The organism is Intrasporangium mesophilum (assembly GCF_054783095.1).
The window spans coordinates 81802-89059 of sequence record NZ_BAAGRF010000031.1 but is presented as its reverse complement, the minus strand read 5'-3'; the positions used below and the strand labels follow the sequence as shown (position 1 = coordinate 89059).

Below are 7258 nucleotides of genomic sequence, written 5' to 3'. Positions count from 1 at the left end.
TCGGTGAAGCTCGTCGCCGACACGCCGCTGGCGATCGGAGTCGCACCCTCAGCACCCGCGCTCGTACCCCGGTACACGTTGTAACCCGTCACCGTAGACCCACCGCTGGAGGCCGGAGCCGACCACGACAGGGTGACGCTGCCATCGCCACCGACGGCCACCACCGACTGCGGCGCCGACGGTGCCGTCGCGTGCGGCGTCGCCGACGCTTCGTTCGACGGCGGCGACACGCCAACGGCATTCACCGCCGCCACCGTGTAGAAGTACGCCGTCCCGTTGGTCAACACCGTGTCGGTGAAGCTCGTCGCCGACACGCCGCTGGCGATCGGAGTCACACCCTCAGCACCCGCGCCCGTACCCCGGTACACGTTGTAGCCCGTGATCGCCGAACCCCCATTCGACGACGGCACACTCCACGACAACGTGACCGTCGTGTTCCCCGCCACCGCCCCAAGAGACAACGGCGCCGACGGCGCCGTCAGCGCAGTGTGGGGTGTCGCCGAGGCCTCATTCGAAGGTACCGAGGTGCCGACCGCGTTGACCGCCGCGACCGTGTAGAAGTACGCCGTCCCGTTCGTGACCGAGGTGTCCGTGTAGCTCGCGACGGACACGTTCGAGGCCACCGGGGTGGCGCCCTCAGCACCCGCGCTCGTTCCGCGGTACACGTTGTATCCCGTGATCCCGGACCCGCCGTCAGAGGTCGGCATCTGCCACGACAGCGCCACCGACCCGTCCCCGGCCGAGGCAACGAGTCCGACCGGTGCCGATGACACGGTAGGGTGCGGCGTGGCCGACGCCTCGTTCGACTGCGGTGATGTACCGACCGCGTTCGTTGCGGCGACCTTGTAGTAGTACGCGTTTCCGTTCACCTCGCCGGTGTCGGTGAAGGTGCTCCCGGTGACGTTGGTTGCGATCGGGGTCGGGCTCTCCCCGCCGGGCGTCACGCCGCGGTAGACCGAGTACCCGATGATCGGCGACCCGCCGTTGGAGGGTGGCGCCGTCCACGTCAACGCCACGGACGCGTTCCCGCCCACAGCCGTCAGGCCGCTCGGTGCAGCGGGAGCGGTCGGCTGCGTGGACTGTGGCGTCGCCGACGCCTCGCTCGACTGCTGCGACACGCCCGCCGCATTCACGGCCGAGACGACGTAGAAGTAGGTCGTGCCATTCGTGCGCCCGGCGTCCGTGTAGCTGGTCGTCGCGACGTTGGTTGCGATCGGCGTCATCCCCTCGCCGCCCGCGCTCGTGCCCCGGTACACGTTGTAACCGGTGATGGCCGAGCCTCCGTCAGAGGTCGGGGCACCCCACGCGAGGCTCACCGACGCGTCAGCCGCGACCGCGGACAGGCCCTGCGGCGCCGACGGGGCCGTCGCCGCGGCGGAGCCGATCTGCGCCCAGGGATGCGACTCGTCGATCCGGCCGGTGACAAAGCTGCCGTTGACGCAGTGCCCGCTGTCGACCCCGCCACCATTGAGCACCTGACCGGAGTCGAGGAAGCTGGTCGTGGAGCCCCCGATGGTGACCTTGACGTCCGGGATGGCGCCGGAGTTGACGCACGAGGCGGTGTTGCCACCGTTGTACGAGTTCGGCGAGAAGTCCGAGCCGTCGAAGTTGGTCGAGTTCTGCGCTCCGGTCTCGGTCAGTACCAGCGTCCCGTGGGCTCTGACGGTCAGACTCGCTCCCCACAGGTTGTAGGTGCTCGACCCGATGGTCACCACCACGTGCACCCCTGTCACGTCCACGCTGCCCGGGTTGTCCAGGCGCAGCGCGGCCGCGTCCCAGCACGTCGTGCTGTTGGGATAGGCGGGGCACGGCGACCCGACGTAGCTCGTCGGGTCGGTGTAGGGCCACGGGTTTGGCTGCTTGGTGCTCGAGGCGACCGAGTGGGTGTCCATGTAACCCACGAAGATGTTCAAGGGCGTTGCGGCGAGCGCGGGTGTGCTCACCGCCAGCGCCAATTGGAGCACCAAAGCGAGGAAAGTGAGCACCGCTCCGCCACCGACCCGGGCGCGCCATCGGTGTCGCCCGGTGGTGACCATCGGAGGGCCCAGGTCGGGCCTCTCTGCGGAGGGACAGTGGCAGCGCGAAACTCGCATCGCGATCACCTTCTTGCGCGGATACCCCCCACCTCTTCCCGAGGATCCCACCAACGGATGAGCAGATCCTCATGCAAATGAAGTACTCCTTGACGGCCGCTCTCCGGACACGAACGGCCCACCAAGCCCCAGACACAGGATCGCCCTGACCCGCGTTCATGCAGGTCAGGTCAGGTCCCTGTCCCCTGCCCATCACCGCAGGACGCTGCACGACGATGCATAAGCGCTCGTTTGCCCGGCTCATTTCCCCTCGATGTAGCGAAAGTCGATGACCTCTCGGGTGGTTCGTCTGCCTTTCAGGCGTGCCCTCACGTAGGTGATGGAGTTCGAGAAGCTCACCCCACGGGAGCGCCGGTTCGGGCCGTCAGGGTCCATCACCAGGCTTGAGCTGACTTCGACGCCTTCGACCATGTGGCGCGTTATGCGTGTGGGGCCGGTGGTCAGGGCAACAGCGTCCTTGATGAGGTCGTCAAGGGCCTCACGCTTGTCCTCATCTTCGTACGCGAACTCGGGGCCGGCGTCGTGCCCGCCGAACGACAGGACCTCACCATTCGGATTGACCTTGATCGTGGTGACTCGCTCCGGTCGTGCGTGCGGGAGTAGTTAGAGCAGCAGCGCCTCGCCCTCGACGTGGCCGCTGCCAATGCTCCACGCGAAGTGTGGGTATTGCGCCATCCGGTCGGGAACGAGCGCGGCGGTCTGGTTCTTGTTCGCGTCGCCCAAGGCACGGTATGGCGGCCCGGTGGTCCGAGGTGCTCCAAGACGTCCCCCACGTCAGGGTGACGATGCGGAGCATAGGGCGCCGCTCCGGATACGGTCGGCATTTTCGCGGAGTTCGCCAGGCCCGCCGGCGAGTCAACTGCGCGGAACAACGGGGCGGACGCGTTCTCCGTCAGGCGTCGCGTCGCCGCAGCATGATCCCCGCGACCGCTAGGACGATCACCGCATAGCCGACGAAGATCGCGAACCCGGTCCATGGGGCGAGCAGGGTGGGATCGACGTGGACGTGCGTGATGCCTTGCCCGGCGGTGCTCGGGAGGTACTTGTTGATCGGGTCGGACCACGATGTCGGCAGGAAACGCACGATGACGGGAACCACGAGCAGTATGCCGAACAAGGCCGAGATTCCGCCGGCAGTGTTGCGCAGCAGCGCTCCCAGCCCAAGCCCTAGGAGGCCAACCACCGTGAGGTAGAGCGCGGCGCCGATGACGGCGCGCAGGACGTCGGGCTGTCCCAGACTGGCCTGCAGCTGCTTCCCCGAGAGGATGTACTGCCCGATCAGGAAGGCGACCAGACATGCCGGGACGGTGAGCACGAAGGTCACGGCTCCGAAGACGAACGTCTTGGCCCACAGGACCGGCAGCCTCTTGGGGACGGCCGCGAAAGTGGCCCGGACCATACCGCTGGCGTACTCCCCCGTGACGAAGAGGACCCCCAACGCGCCGATTGCCAGCTGCGCGAGGAAGATTCCGCTCAGGGCGCGGCTCGTCGGGTCGAACGCGGCAGCGGCGCCGGGCTCGGGGGGCGGCCAGTGCGACACGACGACGAGCGGGACGAGCACGGCCAGGCCCACGATGAAGCCGACCGCGGCAAGCTGCGATGCCACGGTCGAGCGCAGCGAGCGCAACTTCGTCCACTCGGACAGGATGACGCGACCCTGGGTCACCTGCTGCCCGCCAGATTCGGGCCGCCGAGAAGCGGGTTGGACCTCCTGTGTCTTGGTACTCATCGAGCCGCCTCCATCGTCTCGTGCACCGTCGGTGCGCCGGGGCCGCTGCCGTGGTACTCGACCGCATCTCGGGTCAGGTCCATGAAGGCCTCCTCCAAGGAGACTTGCTGTGCTGTGAGCTCGAGAAGCGTGATGCCGCTGTTGCCGGCCAGCATGCCGATCTCGTCGGTCGTCATCCCGGTGACGTGCAGCGCGCCGCCATTGTCCAGTGTGGCCGTAACCCCGCGTCGCGCGAGGAGCGCCTGCAGCGCCCGGACATCCGTGGTCCGCACCCGCACCATGTTCCCGGAGGCACTGGCGATGATCTCGTCGACGGAGGTGTCCGCGATGAGTCGACCGCGCCCGATGACGATGACATGCTCGGCCATCTGGGCCATCTCGCTCATCAGGTGGGACGAGACGAAAACCGTGCGGCCCTCGTCGGCCAAGCCCTTGAGAAGGTTGCGGATCCAGCGGATCCCCTCGGGATCCAAGCCGTTGACTGGCTCGTCCAGGATCAGGGTGCGCGGGTCGCCTAGAAGCGCGGAGGCGATCCCCAGCCGCTGGCCCATGCCGAGGGAGAAGCCACCCGCTCGCTTGCGCGCGACGCCCGTGAGTCCGACCAGCTCGATCACCTCCTCCACCCGACGCCGTCCGATGCCACACGTCTGTGCGAGCGCAAGCAGATGGTTGAACGCGGATCGTCCCGGGTGGATCGACCGCGCCTCGAGCAGGGCTCCGACCTCGCTCAATGGGTCGCGGAGGTCGGCGTAACGTTTGCCGTTGACCGTCACCGAGCCGGCGGTGGGCCGGTCCAGGCCCACGATCATCCGCATCGTGGTTGACTTCCCGGCGCCGTTGGGGCCCAAGAAGCCCGTCACAGTCCCCGGCTTCACTATGAAGCTGAGGTCGTCAACCGCCAGCTTGTCGCCATAGTGCTTGCTCAGCCCATGTGCCTCGATCATGGCTGCCCTTCCGAAGTCACGCGGATCAACCGGCAGGGGTTGCCCGGACCTGTGTGTCGCCACCGGCACAGCCGTCGGTGCCTGAGGCAGGCTACATCGGACGTCCTGAGGGCGCCCTGAGAGTTATGGCACGCGACGGGGTCCCGGCCGGGGGCCGCACAAGTCGACGACGCGCTGCCGCCCCGGGCGCGTGAGCGGGTCGGCGCTGGTAGGAAAGCCGGGCCAGGTCCACCACACGCTGAGGGACGTCTGTGCAGGTCAGGACCCCTTTCGGCCCTTCGCCGCCTGTCTTCGAGAAAAGAGGAGAGAACAGGTGCGTCGAGCAGCCCAATTTCTTTGCGTACCACCCAAATTCGGAGCTGGCGAGGGGACTCGAACCCCTAACCACCTGTTTACAAACCTTCGACCGAATGCACCACCAAAACACCACCTGACCTGCACAAACGCCGGACCCGTTCGACACCGTTCCCCGCCGTGTGCGATCCCTGTGCGATTAGCCGTGCCCACACCTGTCCACTCCTGCCCCAACGACCTTGCGCCGTCCCGCTCTAAGGTCTCCCTGGGATCCTTCGGTCTGGCCCCTCGCGACCCCGACCCACCTGACCTGTCAGGTCGCCTGGAGTAGGCAGCCGCGGTCCTAGACGCCGTCCATGTCGCTAGGCCCGTTCGTTTGGTAAACGGCCCACCCCTGTGCGCTGGGCATCGCCCACCAACAACATTCGGACCGCTCGGACCTCCCCTGGGCGAGATCCCGAGACCACCATGACAGCGGGATAGTCAGGCGTTCGCCCGCAGAGCGGCAGATGAGTGCGTTTCCGAGTCAGCCTTTAGTAGCGCCACAGCAGCGCCAGGGTAGGCCAGGGCGTGGATCGGGGTGATCCCCGATGTTGATCGCGGCTACACAAGCGCATGCTGTGGCCGTGAACAAGGTTCCGCTGACGGCCCGAAGGGAGTAAGAGATGAGATCGCCGCACAAAAGCGACAAAGCTGTGGAGTCCCAGCATGTGCCTGCGAGCGCGGCAGTGGCCACGAGGTGGCCGATCCCGACCCCTGCGTTCGGGGAGCGGGTCGTGGGCGCGGCGGCGATCGCGTTGGTAGCGTCGTTGGTCATCCAGAACGTGATGTTTGGTTGGGCCGGAGCGCCCGGCTACGGGGACCCGATCAAGGACGTGCTCGCCTGGCACCAGCAGAACCGGGATGTGGTCGCGATCGCGGTCGGCTCAGAGGCGCTGAACCTGCCGCTGCTGCTCGTGTTCCTGAGCGGTCTCCACGGGCTGGTCGGGCGTCGCGGGGGTGCGGGCGCCGACTGGTCGCGCCTCGCGGTGGCCGCGGGCGCGACTACCGCGGCGGTCTTCGCGCTCTACGCCGTTCTGTGGAACGGAGTCGTATTGTCCGCCGGCGAGCTCGCCGAGCCGAGCCCGCTGTTCCAGCTCGCCTGGCAGCTGCATGCAGGAGCATTCGCTCTGGCGCTGTCGGCGCTCGGCACCACCTTCATCGGCGCTGCGCTGGCGACGCAGGCGAGTCGGCTGGCGGCGCCGTGGCAGCGTGTGCTCGGCGTGGCCGGGGGAGGCCTGCTGATCGCCGCCGGGGTGGCCAACCTCGCGATCGCTGACGGCTCGCCGATCCTGTTCGTGGGGCTGCTCGGCTACGCCGCCTGGCTCGTGTGGCTGCTGGTGACCGGGGTACGGCTGGTTCTGATGCCCAGGAAGGTCCGCGCTGCCTAGGAACCGTTCCCGCCACGCGGCAGCCCCGATACAAAGATTGCGTCAATCTGGGCGAGCCGAAGTGACGCGACCGCTCATCGGCTGCTCGGTCTGATGATGAGCGCGCGTCAAGCTCACGTTGACACCTGCGTGGCGTCAAGATAATCTTGACGCCATGGAGGTTGCGCGGTCGGCCCGGAAACACGGATCGACGCGGCTAACATCGAGCACGCCTGGACGAACGCCATCCGGCTCGTGGAATACGAATACGGCGGCGAGGACCGCCTCCTGGTGATCGGTCCCGACCAACACGGCCGGATGCTGGAGCTGGTCGCGGTTCCGGCTGGTGATCCCACGCGCATCATCCATGCAGATCGGCTCCGACCGAAGTTCTTCGACTACCTGAGATGAGGTGAACGACATGGCAAACCTGAAGACCAACCACGACCGCACCGGCCTGGACCACATCGACCCATCAACCCACCCGGCGCGGGACGCCGCGTCCTTCCGCCGCATCCTGGCGGCCAGGCGTCATCTGGCGGCCGCCGAGCAGGAACTGCACGACGCGGTTCGTGCGGCGCGGCAGGCGGGCGACTCCTGGGCCGTCATCGGTGCAGCGCTCGACACCACGCGGCAAGCCGCGCAACAGCGGTTCGGAGATCACTGACTGCGCCAAGAGCGGACGTCTAGCCTGCCTTTTCGGCTCGAACAGGTGCTCCGTGGTGATCCATCGGTGCAGGTTAAGCGTGACGACCCCGCCACCCGGCCCGCTCGCAGGGCGCATAGTCG

Annotated in this window: 5 protein-coding genes; 2 read left to right on the top strand and 3 right to left on the bottom strand. The window is 67.4% G+C overall.

What is annotated here, in order from left to right:
- The 3 genes from ACYVLP_RS23220 to ACYVLP_RS23210 form a co-directional block, all read right to left on the bottom strand.
- A partial coding sequence (locus tag ACYVLP_RS23220; RefSeq protein WP_460629671.1) for a fibronectin type III domain-containing protein occupies positions 1-1943 on the bottom strand: 1943 nt, incomplete at its 3' end.
- A 1042-nt stretch (positions 1944-2985) separates the two neighbouring features.
- Positions 2986-3822 (bottom strand): hypothetical protein, encoded by an 837-nt coding sequence (locus ACYVLP_RS23215; RefSeq protein ID WP_460629670.1) that lies wholly within the window; start codon positions 3820-3822, stop codon positions 2986-2988.
- Positions 3819-4766: an ABC transporter ATP-binding protein gene (locus ACYVLP_RS23210; protein WP_460629669.1), complete on the bottom strand. Its 948-nt coding sequence runs from the start codon at positions 4764-4766 to the stop codon at positions 3819-3821. The genes ACYVLP_RS23215 and ACYVLP_RS23210 overlap by 4 nt, the downstream gene beginning before the upstream one ends.
- Positions 4767-5725: 959 nt before the next feature.
- Between ACYVLP_RS23210 and ACYVLP_RS23205 the strand changes: the two genes are divergently transcribed.
- Both ACYVLP_RS23205 and ACYVLP_RS23200 read left to right on the top strand, forming a co-directional pair.
- On the top strand, positions 5726-6490 hold the full coding sequence (locus tag ACYVLP_RS23205; protein ID WP_460629668.1) for a hypothetical protein: 765 nt from the start codon (positions 5726-5728) through the stop codon (positions 6488-6490).
- A 400-nt stretch (positions 6491-6890) separates the two neighbouring features.
- A complete protein-coding gene (locus ACYVLP_RS23200) occupies positions 6891-7136 on the top strand; it encodes a hypothetical protein (protein WP_460629667.1) in 246 nt (81 codons plus the stop codon).
- The last annotated feature ends 122 nt before the right edge of the window (positions 7137-7258 follow it).